Genomic DNA, 14,625 nt, shown 5'->3' with positions numbered 1-14,625 from the left:
GCGCAGCAGTGGGCCGAGACGAGTCGGTGAAAACGTTTCGCAAAAAATCTATGGCCCGGTTTGCGGATATGTCAACGTCTTTAGGTGATGCGTCCTAAATGTCCAGTCGGGCGGCGTACGAGCCGCCTGACCTGGCCCTTGTCCTTCTCCGCGCTTGGTGGCATCCTGGCCGCCTGAAGGTGACACGTGTAGACCTCAGTCCAGAAGGAGCTAGGGGATGAAGTTCTTCAGGGTGGTTATCGCCACGACAGCCCTGGCCGGCGCCCTGGCCGCCTGCGGCTCAGGTGGGTCGGGTGGGCCGGGCGGGTCGGGCGGCGCGAGCCAGGCCGCCGACGCCTCGGGCCCGATCCAGTTCGTCGGCCCCGAGGACCCCAAGACCTTCGCCCCAGTCATCGCCGGGTTCGAGGCCAAGAACCCGGGGACCAAGGTCAACTACACCCAGGTCCCCTTCGACCAGCTCAACAGCGTGCTCCAGCAGCGCCTTGCGGCCAAGGACGACTCGATCGACGTCTACACGGTCGACCAGCCGCGCGTCGCCGCGCTCGCCACCCGCGGCTTCCTCACCGACCTGAGCGACCTGACGGACAAGGTCAAGAGCGCCGCGCTCCCCGGGCAGTACGAGGTCAACGTCTTCAGGGACAAGCTGTGGGCGCTGCCCATCTGGACCTCCGACCAGTTCCTCTTCTACAACACCGAGTTGCTGGAGAAGGCGGGCGTCCAGCCGCCGCCGAGCGACCCGGCCAAGCGGTGGACGTGGGAGCAGACGGTCGAGGCCGGCAAGAAGGCGCAGGAGAAGGCCGGCGCCCAGTGGGCGGTCATCCCTGAGCAGATCGAGCAGTTCTACCAGTTGCAGAGCCTCGCCGAGTCGCTCGGCGGCGGATCCGGGATCACCGGCCCCGAGATGCTGACGCCCGCCATCACGACCGACGGCTGGCTCAAGGCGATGACCTGGTACCACGGCCTGTTCGCGAACAAGCTGGCCCCGCGCGGCGTCGGCTCCTTCCAGACCTCGCCGCTGTTCACCGAGGGCAAGGTGCCCTTCTTCGCCGGCGGCCCGTGGGACGTGGGCAACTTCGCCGCGGCCAAGGGGCTGAAGTGGGGCGTGGCGCCGTACCCCTACTTCCAGGGCGGCAAGCCGGTGACCCCGACCGGCTCGTGGTCATGGGGCGTCAACCCGGCCTCCAAGAGGCAGGCGGCGGCCAAGAAGTTCATCGAGTACGCCGCGCTCGACCCCGAAGGCAACCTCCAGACCACGCAGAACACCACGATCATCCCGTCCAACAAGGCGGCGTTCGACAAGTACGTACCCCTGCTCGACGCCAAGGCGAAGGGCGTCGGCGAGATCATGAAGTACGACGCCCAGAACACGGCGGTGGCGCGGCCCCGGTCGGTCGGCTACATCCAGTTCGAGGACATCATGACCAAGGCGTTCGCCGACATCCGTAACGGCGCCGACCCCAAGGCCCGGCTCGACCAGGCGACCCAGGAGATCACCACCGCCTGGAAGCAGCTTCGATGAAGGTCGCGCTGGCCTTCCTGGCGCCCGCGCTGGTGGCGCTGCTGGCGCTCCGGCTGATCCCCGCGGCCATCGCCGTCGGCAGCAGCCTGCGGCACACCAGCCTGGTCACCGGCGAGACGTCGTTCGTCGGCCTCGGCAACTACGCGACGCTGTTCGACGACCCGACTTTCCTGCAGAGCGTCAAGGTCACGCTGGTGTTCAGCCTGATCGTGAACCCGCTGCAGATCGCGGTCGCCCTCGCGCTGGCGGTCCTCTACACGCGGAAGTTCGCCGGGGCGCGCTTCCTGCGCTCCCTGGTGATCCTGCCGATCGCGGTGCCGCCCGCGGTGTCCGCGGCCATCTGGAGCGTGGCCTACCGGCCTGACGGGATGCTCAACGCCGTGCTGCACGTGCTGGGCATCCCGCAGCAGCCGTTCCTGACCTCGCCGCAGCAGGCGCTGTGGTGCCTGATCGTGCTGCTGTCGTGGATCGGGGTCGGCTACTGGATGATGTTCCTCATCGCCGGCATGCAGGACATCCCGCAGGAGCTCTATGAGGCGGCGGGCATCGACGGCGCCTCCGCCTGGGCCAAGTTCTGGCACGTGACGCTGCCTCTGCTGCGCAGGCCGCTGGCGTTCGTCCTGGTGGCCGACACGGTCTCCAACTTCCTGGTCTTCGCCCCGGTCCAGATGCTGACCAACGGCGGCCCGCAGGGCTCCACGAACGTCACCATGTTCGACATCTTCACCCGCGCCTACAGCGTCGGCGACCTCAACCTGGCCCAGGCCGAGGTCATGCTGCTGGTGCTGGTCGTGCTCGCGGTCGTCATCGTCCAGTTCCGCCTGCTGCGCGCCAAGGACTGAGCATGCTCAGAAAGACACTCGCCGGCGTCGTCGGCCTCGCTTTCGCGCTGCCCCTGCTGTGGGCGCTCAGCAGTTCGCTGCGCGGCACGGGCAACCTCGGCAACTCGCTGATCCCCGCCGACCCGACGCTCGCCAACTATCTGGCGCTGCTGACGGGCGGCTTCGGCCGGGCCATCGCCAACTCGCTGCTCGTCGCGCTGGCCACGGTCCTGATCGGCTTGGCCATCTCCGCGGCGGCGGCGTTCGGCCTGTCGGCCATCAGGTTCCGGGGTCAGGGCGTGCTCTTCGGCCTCGTCGTGCTGAGCTTCCTCATCCCGTTCGACGCGATCGCGATCCCGCTGGCCACGCTGTTTCGCGACTGGAACCTGCAGAACACCTACGCGGGCCTCATCCTGCCCGGACTCGGTCACGGCCTGGCGATCTTCCTGCTGCGTCAGTTCTTCCTGGCCATCCCGGCCGAGCTGGTGGAGGCGGCGCGGATCGACGGGCTGGGGTGGTTCGGGGTGTTCACCCGGCTGTATCTGCCGTTGTCGCGTCCCGCCCTGGTCAGTGCGGGTCTGACGCTGTTCATCTTCCAGTGGCAGGCGTACGTCTGGCCGCTGCTCATCGGCACCGACGCCGAGCACCAGCTGGGGCCGATCGCGCTGGCCAACATGCGCGGGCAGTTCACCATCGACTACGGGCAGCTGTTCGCCGGCTCGGTCGTGCTGACCGTGATCCCGCTGGTCATCATCCTGCGCTTCCAGCGCCAGTTCACCCAGTCCATCGCGACGACCGGGCTCAAATAGAGAAAGGCCATCATGGCTGACCGTCAGATCGTTCTCGACACCGACCTCGGCTCCGACGTGGACGACGCGCTCGCGCTGGCCGTCCTGCTCGGGTCGCCGGAGGTGGACCTGCTCGGCTGCGTCACCGTCTACGGTGACACGGCGCTGCGGGCGCGCCTGGCCCAGCGGCTGGTACGGCTGGCCGGCCGTACCCTCACCGTGGTGCCCGGCGCGGAGAAGACGCTCACCGACCGCGAGGTCTGGTGGGCGGGCCACGAGGGCAAGCTCTTCCCCGACCTCGACACCGAGCGGATCTCCCACGGGCCGGACGCCACCGCCTACCTCACCGAGCTGGTACGCCAGGCACCGGGCCAGATCGACGTCGTCGCGATCGGCCCGCTGACCAACATCGCGAACGCCATCCAGGCCGACCCGGAGTTCGCGGCGAACGTCGGGCACCTGTGGATCATGGGCGGGCGCTTCGACTCCGCGAAGCCGGAGCACAACTTCAAGTGCGACCCCGAGGCGGCGAAGATCGTGTTCGACTCCGGCGCCCCGATCACCGTGACCGGGCTGGAGATCACCACGACCGTGCGGCTGGACGCCGGCGACGTGGCCAGGATCGCCGAGGCGGGCGAGTTCGGGCAGGCGCTGAAGGCGGAGATCGAGCAGTGGTGGCGGTTCTGGAACGAGGAGTGGAACAGCCCGCACGACCCGATCACGGTGCTGACCATGCTGGCGCCCGATCTGTTCGGTTTCACGCCGGAGGGTCACGTGGCGATCGGTCCCGATGGGGGGAGCGTGTTCACGGAAGGCGCGGGCCGTACGAGGATCACGGTGGCGGCGCGCGCGGACGAGATCGCCGCGCAGATCGTCGCCAGGACCGTGGCGGCGGATCACACCACCTAAGGCGTCCAGGAGAGCCGGTGCCAGCCGGTCCGGCGGGTCACGCCACCTAAGGCGTCTGCCGTTCCTGGCAGCCGCACGAGCCGCGGACCACGAGCTCGGCGGGGTAGATCTTCGTCACCGGCTGGTGGGTGCCCTGCTCGACCCCGGCGATCAGCGTCTCCGTGGCGAAGCGGGCCATCTCGTCGATCGGCTGCCTGATCGTCGTCAGGCCCGGCACGGTGAACGCCGACTCGCGCGCCCCGTCGAATCCGATGATCGCCAGGTCACCGGGCACCCGCAGGCCCAGGTCGGCGGCGGCGCGCATGGCGCCGATCGCCTGATGGTCAGTGGTGGCGAACACCGCCGTCGGCCGCTCGGCCAGCAGCTCGACGGCGGCCGAATAGCCACCTTCCATGCTGAGCGGGCCCAGCGCGACCAGTGAGCTGTCGAGCCCGGCCTCGGCCAGCCCGCCGCGCCACCCCGCCAGCCGCAGCTCGACGGCCGCGATGTCCAGCGGCCCTCCGATGAACGCGAGCCGGGTGTGGCCGTGCCCCGCCAGGTGCGCGGCCGCGAGCCGGCCGCCCTCCTCATCGTCCACGGCCAGCCTGGAGAAGTAGGGGGGCGCCTCGTGGTCGATCGTCACGACCGGGATGCCGCCCTCCATCTCCTTGACCTGCTGCGGCGACGGGCGCACCCGCATCAGCACCAGGCCGTCGACCTGCCGCTCCAGGAACGAGCGCACATAGCCCTCGGCGCGTGCGGGGTCCTCGGCCGAGTTGCCGAGCAGGACGGAGTAGCCGCGCTCCCAGGCCACGTCCTCGCACGATCTGGTGAACTCGCCGAAGAACGGGCTCTTGCCGCCCGCGCTGTCGGAGGCGATGACGCCGATCGTCCAGGTCCGCCGCGCGCGCAGGGACCTGGCCACGGCGTTGGGACGGTAGCCCAGCTCCTCGACGGCCGCCAGCACCCGGCTCCGGGTCGCCGCGGACACCGGCTTGGGGCCGTTGTTCATCACATAGCTGACCACGGCGGGCGAGGTCCCGGCCAGGCGCGCCACGTCGTTACGGGTTACCACGATCACACCACTTTACCGCGCGGTACACGCCTCTGAGCGCCGCCACAGAGAGGGGTGCCGCCGGCGACGTTCGCGTCGCCGGCGGCCGGGACGGCGCGTCTGTCAGGCGCGATCGGCGGCGATGAGGAGGTACTGGAAGCTGCCGTTCTTGTAGGCGTCGAGGAAGGGTTGTTCGATGCCGGTGGCCAGGGCGGTCTGGGCGCGGAGCTCCCAGTAGGGGATCGTCGCGGGCGTGAGGTCCACGACGCTGATGGGGACGAGGCGGTTGGCCGCCATTTCCTTGAAGTACGTGCTGCGCGGATGGATGTCGCAGATGTAGTGCGCGTTGATCTGGCTGATGGCCCGGGACGGCAGGCCGTAGGCGTCGTTGTAACAGCCGGTGATGCACACGTATCGGCCGCCGCGGCTCAGCAACCGGGCGTGTTCGGCGAACAGCAGCGAGAGTTCGACGTACATGGTGCTCTCGTTGTTCCAGATCGCCTGGAACGTTCCAGACTCGAAGCCGGTGTCGAGCATGTTGCGGAAGTGGAAGCGCACCTTGTCGGCCACGCCGCGCTTCCTGGCCTGCTCGTTGGCGAAGGCGACCTGCGACTCGGAAATGGAGACGCCGTCCACCTGGCAGCCGAACCGCAGGTTGGCGACGATGCTGGAGCCGCCTCTGCCCGAGCCCGCGTCCATGACCCGGTGGTGGGGTTCGAGCGGGCCGAGCCGGCTCATGAGGAAGTCGGCCTGCGCGGATTCGAGCCGGTGGAGCTCCTTGATCACGCGTTCGTCCCGGGTCTCCGCGGGGCCGTCCAGGACCGTCCAGTCGACCTCGCCGATGCCGTAGTGATGGTGGTAGATGCCGTCCACTTCGCCCAGCCGGAGGTTGACGGGATTCTGCTCGGTGTTCCAGTAGTCGGCGACGGATCGCTGGTAGAGGCTGCTGAGAACGGAGGAGTCCTGCGTTGCGGTCACCTGAGGGATTCCCTTCATCAATGAACTGCCGGGGGTGCGGTCAAGACTGATAGCGGCTGGTGGAGCCGTGCCATTCGAGGCATCCGGCCATCCACGCCTGCGCGCCGCGCAGGAACCGGTGGAGCTCGGGAGACCGGAGGGAAAGGAGCGCGCGATGGCTGGATTCGAAGCCCTTGACGAGATCGTTGTGGAGGGCGACCGCGCGTTCGGTCGCCTCGCGGATGGAACACTTCTCCTCGGCCGCGATGAGCAGGATCACGTTGGAGTCGGGGAGTTCGTCCGCGGCCTCCCTCTCGACGGAATACAGGTCGTTGACCAGGACGCTGGCGGTGCCCGCCTGCATGAGCGCGGTGTGGAAGCGCCGCATGAAGAACAGGTCGGCGGGCAGGTTGTAGCCACCCACGATGTCGATCAGGGTCATGGAGGTGTAGAAGCTGTCGTGCTGACGTGCCGCGAGGTAGCGCCAGACCGGTGGTGGCGTCTCCAGGTAGCGCCAAGCCGCGTAGGCCGCCCAGCTCACGTACATCTGGGAAGTGATGTTGCAGACGCGCCCGATCTGTGACGAGGAGGCGTGGCGGGAGATGTGGCTGATGCTCGACCTCAGCGAGACCAGGACAGGGTCGGCCAGGATCGCCTCCTCGAGCTGGCGGGTGTAGTCGCCCGCGGGCGGCGGCGGGTCCATGGCGGAGGTCACCAGGGCCAGCCGCGGTGGCAGCTCGGTCGGCGTCGCGCCCAGGTCGGTCTCGTCGGCGTAGTAGTCGTCGGCCGCCCACCAGGCGGCGTTCGTCTGCGCCGCGATCAGCAGCATGTCGGGGTCGTCGGCGTCGGGGTGCGTGAGCATGGCCAGCCGGCCGTAGCCCGTGTCGCTGAACTCCTTCATCCGGCCCTCGTGGAGCCCGATCCGCTCCGCCCACGCCACCAGGCGCCGGTTGACCTCCTCGCCCAGGTCCTCGTCGACGCGTACGGTCTCGGGGCAGTACAGCGGAGGATAGGACCCATCGCCCCACTCCCGCTCCCGGTAGGCGAGCGGATCGAGGTCGCACGTGAGCGCGGTGCTCGCCGGGGTCAGCCGCGGCTGCGGGGGTTCGTGCCCGTCGTGCTCGCAGAACGTGTGCGGGGGCCACCGGTCCGCGGACCGGACTCGGAGCGCCGAGGTGCCCAGGCCGGTGGGACCCCACACCATCCGGGCCAGCGCGTCCGGTTCGGTGGACTTGTCGGGTATGGCGTGGATCCGGGGTTCGGCGGGTCGGCGGATGGACGGGCCGGTCGGCAGTGGGATGGCGGCCGGGGGTTCCGCGGTGTCGTCTGCGGGCATGGGGCGCTCTTCCTATGATCGTCAGGAGCGGGGGGCGGCGATGTTGGCGTTCTCCAGGATTCCGATCGCGTCGGGCACCAGGATCGCCGTCGAGTAATAGGCGCTGACCAGGTAGGACATGATCGCCTGACTGTTGATCCCCATGAAGCGGACGTTCAGGCCGGGCTCGTACTCCTCGGGGAGGCCGACCTGGTGCAGACCGACCACCCCTTGGTCCTCCTCGCCCGTGCGCATGGCCACGATCGAGCTGGTGTGCCCGTCGGTGATCGGGATCTTGCCGCACGGGAAGATCGGGATTCCGCGCCAGGCCGGGATCTCGTGGCCGTTGACGTTGGCGCTGCCCACGGTCAGGCCGCGCTTGTTGCATTCGCGGAAGAAGGCCGCGATCGCCTTGGGATGCGCGAGCAGCAGGCGGGTCTTGCGGCGCATGCTGATCAGGTCGTCCAGGTCGTCCGGGGTCGGGGGGCCGGACCAGGTGTTGATCCGCTGGCTGTAGTCGGCGTTGTGCAGCAGCCCGAACTCACGGTTGTTGAGCAGCTCCCATTCCTGGCGTTCGCGGATCTCGTGGATCGTCAGGCGGAGCTGCTCGTCGAACTGGTTCATCGGCTCGTTGTAGAGGTCGGCCACGCGGGTGTGCACCCGCAGGACGGTCTGCGAGACGCTCAGGGGGTATTCGCGAGGGTGGAGCTCGTAGTCCACGAAGGTGCCGCCGATGTCCGGCTCGCCGACGTGCCCGGCGGCCACGTGGACCGCCGCCTCGCCGCGCTTGTTGACCGGTCTGCGGGTGCCCTCCAGGTAACGCTGGATGTGCTCCCGCAAGGCGGGCGATTGGTCGAGCAGCCGCCGGAACTCCCGGCGCGGCGACACCATGACCGTCCCGGCGGTGGTGGCCTGGATCGAGCACGGCCACCGGGCATCGTCCTGGGCGAAGACCTCGTCGCCGAACTGGTCACCGTCGGCGATGACGCCGAGGACCACCGTGCCGCCGTACTGGCCGGTGGACAGCCGGTTGAGCCGGCCGTGGGCGATGACGAAGGTCTCGGTGACCGGCGTCCCGGCCTCGACGATGACCTCCCCGGCCTGGAACTGCCGCGCCGTGAACGTCGAGGCGAGCGCGCTCAGCACGTCGAGGTCGCCGAACCCGCGCAGGGCGGGCAGCTCCGTGAGCGTCTCCGAGATGATCCACACGTCGTCGGCGCCGTTCTGCACCACGCTGACCCGGCCACGTCCCACCGCGTGGGTCAGCCGGCGGTTGACCCGATAGGTGCCCCCGGCCACGTCCACCCACGGAAGCATGCGCAGCAGCCAGCGGGAGGTGATGGCCTGCATCTGCGGACGGGTCTTGGTCGTGGTGGCCAGGTTGCGCGCGGCCCGGGTGTCCAGGCTCAGCCGGTGTTCCGCTTGCTCGGGGGGCATGTTTCCTCACACTCTCTGAATAATGGAATGAAACCCGTCGGATCAGCGGGCCGATTTCGGCGGCTTTGAGAGCACGGGTGGGAAATCTCTTCCGGAGAGCACCAGATCGACGCGGGTAATTCCTCGGTCGTGGTGGCGCGGAATGTGAGCGGCTCTGTCATCGAATTCTCGGTCATCGAAATTCTCGTCGCCTTCACGCTGGTGGTCCGGTCGAGGCGTCTTCGATGCTAAAGGCCGTTCCACGGCCAATCAATGGCTCGCTCTGGCTATTCGGCCATCCAAGTACGTCTGATTTAACCGATAATTCGTGAATTACCGGCGGAAAAGCAGAGGACCCGGTCCGCACCGAAAGTCAGGTGCGGACCGGGTCCTCCTCATGAACTCAGGCCGTTTCGACCCTGAATGTGGTCTGGTAGGTGCGCGACTCCTGAGCCCCCAGCCAGATCATGCTGCCGTCCTCCCGGGCCGCCGCGTCGCCGCCCACGTGGTGGGTGGACGGCTCCAGGCCGATCGCGTAGTTGCCGGAGCGCAGGTTCAGCCACTCGAAGAAGCACGGGAACTGCGCCGCCCGGAACTCCACGCTGACCGCCATGCCCAGCCGGTCGTTGACCACCGCGACCCGGTGCAGACCCTCGGCGCCGGGGTTCAGCGCGTGCTCGTACACCTGCTCCACGAAGCCCGGCACCGGCCCCGGCAGCGTCAGGTGGTCGGCCCCCTGCTCGGCGACGCTGTCGCTCCGCCAGAGGGTCTCGCGGATGTCCGCCTCGAACCGGGCGCCCTCGTCGAGCAGCGGCCAGCCGAGGTTGATGTGGTAGAGGAACATGTGCGGCGTCGGCTCGAACCCGGCGTTGGTCACGGTGTCGGTCAGCCGGATCTCGTCCCCGCCCAGGTCGGCCTCGATGCGGCGGGTCAGGGTCAGGTTCTCGCCGAAGACCGCCGCCTGCCGTACCTCTCCCTCGGCCCACAGGACGCAGCGGTCGCCGTCCCAGCGCTCGCCGTAGCCGGTCAGCCGGGCGGGCAGGTTGCCCGCGCGGCCGTGCAGGCCGTGCCGTACGGACTGGCGGGGCGGATATCGGTAGGTGCCGGCGGGGACCTCGCCGCCGAACAGCGTGTGGTCGAGGCCGCCGGTGACCATGAGCCCGGAGAAGGAGCGCAGCCAGGACAGGCCGTCCTCGTCGTTGTTCTCGTGCAGCCCCGGATGGCGGAAGCCGGTGGGGGAGCGCCAGCCGAAGGACCGCCCGGCGTGCTCGGCCGCGCCGATGTCCATGCACCGGTCGACCAGCACCTCGAAGGCCAGCCCCGAGCCGGTGCGGAACTCCAGCGTCCGGATGCCGCGTTCGGCGCCGTCGCCGAGCGTCACCAGGCGCACCCCGCCCATGGCGGCCGGGTCGCCGGTGAGCTCCGCCAGTTGCCTGCGGGTCGGCGTCATGCCATCACCCACCCTCCGTTGACTTCGATGGTCTGGCCGGTGACGAAGGACGCGTCGGGGCCGGCCAGGAAGGACACCACGGCGGCCAGCTCCTCCGGGCGGCCGCGCCGCTGGAGCGCCTGCCGTTCGAGGACGAACCGGTTGTACGCCTCGGGATCCGGATGGATCTCCTCGGCGGCCGTGGGGAACGCGCCGGGCGAGACGCAGTTGACGCGGATCTCGCGCGGCCCGAGCTCGCGGGCCAGAGCCCTGGTCAGGGCGGTGGCGGCGCCCTTGGTGGCGACGTAGGCGGCCAGGTCGGGCCAGCCGCCGTGCATGGTGATCGACGCGATGTTGATGATCGCGCCGGCGCCCAGCGAGGTCATCTGCCTGGCCGCGTGCTGGGCCGCCAGCCAGTAGGCGCGCTGGTTGACCGCGTGCACGTCGTCGTACTCGGCCAGCGGCACCTCCAGGAAGGGCCTGCTGGGATAGATCGCCGCGTTGTTGACCAGGATGCCGACCGGCCCGAGCGCGGCGGCCGTACGGGTGAAGGCGTCCTCGACGGCGGCCGGGTCGCGCAGGTCGGCCGTCAGGTTGAGCGCGCCGCCGAGCGAGCCGGCGTCGAGATCGAGCGCCGCCACCTGGTGGCCGTCGGCCGTCAGGCGGCGCACGATCGCCTGGCCGAGCGCGCCGGCCGCGCCGGTTACCAGCGCCGTGGTCATGTCCACTCCCTGTGCAGGTCGTCGAGCAGGTCTCTGGCCGGTCTGCGGGCGGTCAGCCCGTCGCGGAGCAAGGCGGAGGTCCGCTCCTGCTTGCCGATGTAGCCGGGGAAGCGCGGCCGGATCCAGGCCGCCTCCACGGTGTCGCGGGTGTCGCGGTAGAAGCCCGAGGCGTCCCAGGCGGAGCGGGCGGCGGGCTGGCCGCCGGTGGCGGGGAACAGCCCGGTCTGCACCGGCTCCGACAGCAACCGGCGCAGGTGGGCTCGTACGGCGTCCCTGGTGCCGGCGTCGCGCACCCGGCTCTTGGAGACCGCCAGCCCGGTGCCGCCGAGCACGCTCCCCGGCGCCAGGCCGGGCCAGGCGGGGGCGTCGGCGAAGGCCAGCGGGTAGATGGCGTACCCGTACACCAGCGGGCAGAGGTCGGGCCCGCCCGCCGCCATGGCGTCCAGGACGCCGATCGGGTTGCGCAACGAGACCTCGGGGTCGGCCAGCGCGAGCAGCTCGGCCATGAGCTCCAGCGCCCGCAGTCCCGCCTCACGGTCGAGGAAGTCGCCCGAGCACAGCGCGCAGAACATGAGGAAGGCGTGCGGCCCGCCCAGGCACAGTGCCAGCCGCCCGCCCTTCCGCGCGAACTCCACCGTCTCGGGCCAGGTCTCCGGGATGTGCGTGCCCGGCCAGGCGGCGGCCACCTGGGCGGCCGCGTCGAGCGGCAGCGCCCACTGGCGCCCGTCCAGGTGGTAGCTCTCATAGGAGCGGCCGACGGCGCGGGCACGGAAGTCGGCCAGCTCGGGCGGCGCGAACAGCTCGTCCATCGGCACCAGCGAGTCCAGCGCCGCGCCCAGTCCGGGGTGGTCGATCACCAGCACGTCATACGACGCGCTGAGCTTGGCGATCGGCTCGGACTCGAAGCCTTCGAGCGGCTGACGGTCCCACTCGATCGGCTCGGGCACATCCCTGTACGGGTTCGGCCCGGCCAGGTCGAGACGGGTGAGCTCGTCGAGGGGGGCGTGGCCGCGGGGGTGGTCCCAGGTCAGTCCGCGCACGCCAGCACGCCCTTCTCCACCAGCTCGGCGGCGCGCTCCGCCGGGTAGCCCAGCTCGCCGAGTATCTCCGCGGTGTGCTCGCCCACCAGCGGCGCGCCCCTGCGTACCTGGGGCGGGGCGGCGCTGAGGCCGTACGGGAAGCCGGGCGTGGTGACCGTGCCCTCGGTGCGATGGTCGTAGGTGACGAACGAGCCGTTGTGCCGGACCTGCGGGTCGGCCACCAGCTCCGCGTAGCCGTACACCGGGCCCGCCCACAGGTCGTGGCGGGCGCAGATGTCCAGCCACTCGGCGGTCGTGCGCTCGGGCAGCCGCCGCGCGACGGTCGAGGTGATCTCGTCACGCTGCGTGTGGCCGTCCATATCGGCCAGCTCAGGCAGGTCGAGCGCGACGGCCAGCCCGTCGAGCCTGGGCATGCCGAGTGCGAGGTAGCCGTCCTTGGTGGCGAACACCCCGTACGGCGCGCGGATGTAGGTGTGGCCGTGCGGCTCGCGCCCGCGCCGCTGCGGGACCCCGCCGACGGTGAAGACCGACAGCTCCTGCATCTGCACGGCGATGGCCGCGTCGAGCATGTTGACGCTCACCCGCTGGCCCTCGCCGGTGCGCTCGCGGTGCAGCAGCGCGGCCAGGGCGCCCTCGAAGGCGCTGTAGGCGGTGATCGCGTCGATCGCGTAGGTGCCGGCGGGCGCCGGGGGGTCGCCGTCGCGGCCGGTGCTGAGCATGGCGCCGCTCATGGCCTGTAGCAGCAGGTCCTGGCCCGGCCGGGTCACGTACGGGCCGCTCTCGCCGTACCCGGACATGGAGACGTAGACGACGCGCGGATTGAGCCCGCTGATGGTGTCGTGGTCCATGCCGAGGCGCTCGGCGACGCCGGGCCGGTAGTTCTGCAGGAACACATCCGCCGTCGCGGCGAGCCGGTGGACGATGTCGCGGCCCTCGTCCGACTTGAGGTTCACCGCCAGGCTGCGCTTGTTGCGGTTGAGGGACAGGAACGAGGCGTTGACCCGGTTGCCCGTGGCGCCTCCCGCGGGGGCGTGGCGCTGCCACTCGCCGGTCACCGGCTCCACCTTGATCACGTCCGCGCCCAGGTCGCCCAGGCGCATGGCGGCCAGCGGGCCCGCCATGGCGATGGACAGGTCGACCACGCGGTAACCGTCGAGAACGCCCATCAGCGCCCCTCGAAGACCGGCTCGCGGCGGGCGGCGAACGCGGCCCGGCCCTCGGCCGCGTCGGCGGTGGCCATGCAGACGGTCTGCAGGTCGCGCTCGTACTGGATGGCCTGGTCGAGCGGCATGGTGTACGCCGCCTTGAGGTTGGCTTTTGCCGTCTGGGCGGCGATCGGCGGCCGGGCGGCGATCTTCCCGGCCAGCTCTCGTACGGCCGGCAGCAGCTCGTCAAGAGGCAGCACCTCGGTGACCAGCCCCCAGTCCTTGGCCCGCGCGGCGTCGATCGGGTCGCCGGTGAGCAGCATGGTGGCCGCGTTGCCGGGGCCGACGGAGTGGGCGAGCAGGGCGGACTGGCCGCTGCCGCCGATCCAGCCGAGCTTGATCTCGGGCGCGGCGAACGTGGCGGTCGTGGCCGCCAGCCGGATGTCGCAGGCCATGGCCAGCTCCAGGCCGCCGCCGTACGCGTAGCCGTTGACGGCGGCGACGATGGGCTTGCGCAGGGCGCGGACCGCGTCGCCGTAGTCGCCGCGGTTGCGGAACTCCCACGGAGTGGCGTACGCGTCGAGCTCGCGGATGTCGCTGCCCACACAGAAGGAGCGCTCCCCGGCGCCGGTGAGCACGGCCACCCGGATGGCGGGGTCGGCGTCCACGCGGTCGAGGCAGGCGCGCAGCGTGCCGGCCATCTCAGGGGTGATGGCGTTGAGTTTGGCGGGTCTGTTCAGGGTGATGACGGCCACCGCGCCGTCCACGTCGAGCAGGACGTCCATGGATTCCCTCAGCAGTGGAGCGCGTCGGCGCGGGCGACCTCGACCACCTCGCGCATGGCCTCCTCGGCCTTGCGGTGATGGCGGCGCCGGATCGCCACGGCTACGCGCTCGTGGTTGGGCAGCGTTTCCTTGTTGTGCGCGACCGATCGGGTGTGCACCTGCCGTACCGAGCGCAGGGCGATGCTGATCATGTCGTAGATGTAGAGCAGCAGGTCGTTGTCGGCGGCGCCGAACACGGCCCGGTGGAAGGCCAGGTCGGCGTCGATGAAGGGGTCGGGGTCGTCGGCCGTGGCGTGCAGCGCGGCCAGGGCCTCGTCGATGCGCTGGATGGCCGCCGCGTCCGCCCGCTCGGCCGCCACCCGGGCCGCGCCGGGCTCCAGCGCCACGCGCAGGTCGGCCAGCACCCGGATGTCCCCGGCCTGGGCGTCGGCGCCGAACCGCCAGCTCAGCACGTCGGCGTCGAGCAGGCTCCAGGACTCGCGCGGCCGGACGCGGGTCCCGGCGCTTCTCCTGGTCTCCAGCAGGCCCTTGCCGGCCAGCACCTTCACGCCTTCCCGTACGGCCGAGCGGCCCACGCCGAGCTCGTTGACCAGTTGCTCCTCGATCGGGATGGGCGTGCCGGGCACCAGCGAACCGTCGACGATCCGGGCACCCAGGGCGTGCACGACGTGAGCGTGCCGAGCCGTGTCCGGGTAAGGATCAGTTGCCACGGTTTCCTCCGTATTCGGATGTTTGGCACAGTATCG

General features: G+C 70.2%; 14 protein-coding genes. 4 read left to right on the top strand and 10 right to left on the bottom strand.

Annotation, left to right across the window (positions count from 1 at the left end; translation table 11 throughout):
• The first annotated feature begins 217 nt into the window (after positions 1 to 217).
• The 4 genes from ACQP2T_RS44360 to ACQP2T_RS44345 are packed head-to-tail and all read left to right on the top strand — an operon-like array spanning position 218 to position 4,037.
• Positions 218 to 1,519, top strand: coding sequence for a sugar ABC transporter substrate-binding protein (locus ACQP2T_RS44360; protein ID WP_433510858.1), 1,302 nt, complete (start codon positions 218 to 220; stop codon positions 1,517 to 1,519).
• Complete coding sequence (locus ACQP2T_RS44355) at positions 1,516 to 2,361, top strand: carbohydrate ABC transporter permease (RefSeq protein ID WP_433510857.1); 846 nt, start codon at positions 1,516 to 1,518, stop codon at positions 2,359 to 2,361. The genes ACQP2T_RS44360 and ACQP2T_RS44355 overlap by 4 nt, the downstream gene beginning before the upstream one ends.
• Positions 2,362 to 2,363: 2 nt before the next feature.
• Positions 2,364 to 3,149: a carbohydrate ABC transporter permease gene (locus ACQP2T_RS44350; protein ID WP_433510856.1), complete on the top strand. Its 786-nt coding sequence runs from the start codon at positions 2,364 to 2,366 to the stop codon at positions 3,147 to 3,149.
• Between the two features lie 12 nt (positions 3,150 to 3,161).
• Positions 3,162 to 4,037, top strand: a complete 876-nt coding sequence (locus ACQP2T_RS44345) for a nucleoside hydrolase (RefSeq protein ID WP_433510855.1) — start codon at positions 3,162 to 3,164, stop codon at positions 4,035 to 4,037.
• 46 nt (positions 4,038 to 4,083) lie between these two features.
• Here the strand turns inward: ACQP2T_RS44345 and ACQP2T_RS44340 are convergent, their stop codons facing one another.
• The 10 genes from ACQP2T_RS44340 to ACQP2T_RS44295 form a co-directional block, all read right to left on the bottom strand.
• On the bottom strand, positions 4,084 to 5,091 hold the full coding sequence (locus tag ACQP2T_RS44340) for a LacI family DNA-binding transcriptional regulator (protein WP_433510854.1): 1,008 nt from the start codon (positions 5,089 to 5,091) through the stop codon (positions 4,084 to 4,086).
• A 102-nt stretch (positions 5,092 to 5,193) separates the two neighbouring features.
• Positions 5,194 to 6,048, bottom strand: a complete 855-nt coding sequence (locus tag ACQP2T_RS44335; RefSeq protein WP_433510853.1) for a geranyl diphosphate 2-C-methyltransferase — start codon at positions 6,046 to 6,048, stop codon at positions 5,194 to 5,196.
• A 40-nt stretch (positions 6,049 to 6,088) separates the two neighbouring features.
• Entirely contained in the window at positions 6,089 to 7,363 is a 1,275-nt protein-coding gene (locus tag ACQP2T_RS44330; RefSeq protein ID WP_433510852.1) for a family 2 encapsulin nanocompartment cargo protein terpene cyclase, read from the bottom strand.
• Between the two features lie 21 nt (positions 7,364 to 7,384).
• Positions 7,385 to 8,779 carry a family 2B encapsulin nanocompartment shell protein gene (locus tag ACQP2T_RS44325; RefSeq protein WP_433510851.1) on the bottom strand — a complete coding sequence of 465 codons (1,395 nt, stop codon included), beginning with the start codon at positions 8,777 to 8,779 and terminating at the stop codon, positions 7,385 to 7,387.
• 382 nt (positions 8,780 to 9,161) lie between these two features.
• Entirely contained in the window at positions 9,162 to 10,208 is a 1,047-nt protein-coding gene (locus tag ACQP2T_RS44320; RefSeq protein ID WP_433510850.1) for an aldose 1-epimerase family protein, read from the bottom strand.
• Positions 10,205 to 10,909: an SDR family NAD(P)-dependent oxidoreductase gene (locus tag ACQP2T_RS44315; RefSeq protein ID WP_433510849.1), complete on the bottom strand. Its 705-nt coding sequence runs from the start codon at positions 10,907 to 10,909 to the stop codon at positions 10,205 to 10,207. The genes ACQP2T_RS44320 and ACQP2T_RS44315 overlap by 4 nt, the downstream gene beginning before the upstream one ends.
• Positions 10,906 to 11,949, bottom strand: coding sequence for a hypothetical protein (locus tag ACQP2T_RS44310; RefSeq protein ID WP_433510848.1), 1,044 nt, complete (start codon positions 11,947 to 11,949; stop codon positions 10,906 to 10,908). The genes ACQP2T_RS44315 and ACQP2T_RS44310 overlap by 4 nt, the downstream gene beginning before the upstream one ends.
• Complete coding sequence (locus ACQP2T_RS44305; protein WP_433510847.1) at positions 11,937 to 13,115, bottom strand: CaiB/BaiF CoA transferase family protein; 1,179 nt, start codon at positions 13,113 to 13,115, stop codon at positions 11,937 to 11,939. The genes ACQP2T_RS44310 and ACQP2T_RS44305 overlap by 13 nt, the downstream gene beginning before the upstream one ends.
• A complete protein-coding gene (locus ACQP2T_RS44300; protein ID WP_433510846.1) occupies positions 13,115 to 13,879 on the bottom strand; it encodes an enoyl-CoA hydratase/isomerase family protein in 765 nt (254 codons plus the stop codon). Before ACQP2T_RS44300 ends, ACQP2T_RS44305 begins: the two co-directional genes overlap by 1 nt.
• 8 nt (positions 13,880 to 13,887) lie before the next feature.
• Positions 13,888 to 14,589 carry a FadR/GntR family transcriptional regulator gene (locus ACQP2T_RS44295; protein ID WP_358173986.1) on the bottom strand — a complete coding sequence of 234 codons (702 nt, stop codon included), beginning with the start codon at positions 14,587 to 14,589 and terminating at the stop codon, positions 13,888 to 13,890.
• Between the last annotated feature and the right edge of the window lie 36 nt (positions 14,590 to 14,625).

This window comes from Nonomuraea sp. CA-143628 (genome assembly GCF_050942315.1).
Lineage (GTDB): Bacteria > Actinomycetota > Actinomycetes > Streptosporangiales > Streptosporangiaceae > Nonomuraea.
The sequence above is the reverse complement of the archived record's forward strand: the minus strand, read 5'-3'. Positions and strand labels throughout refer to the sequence as shown.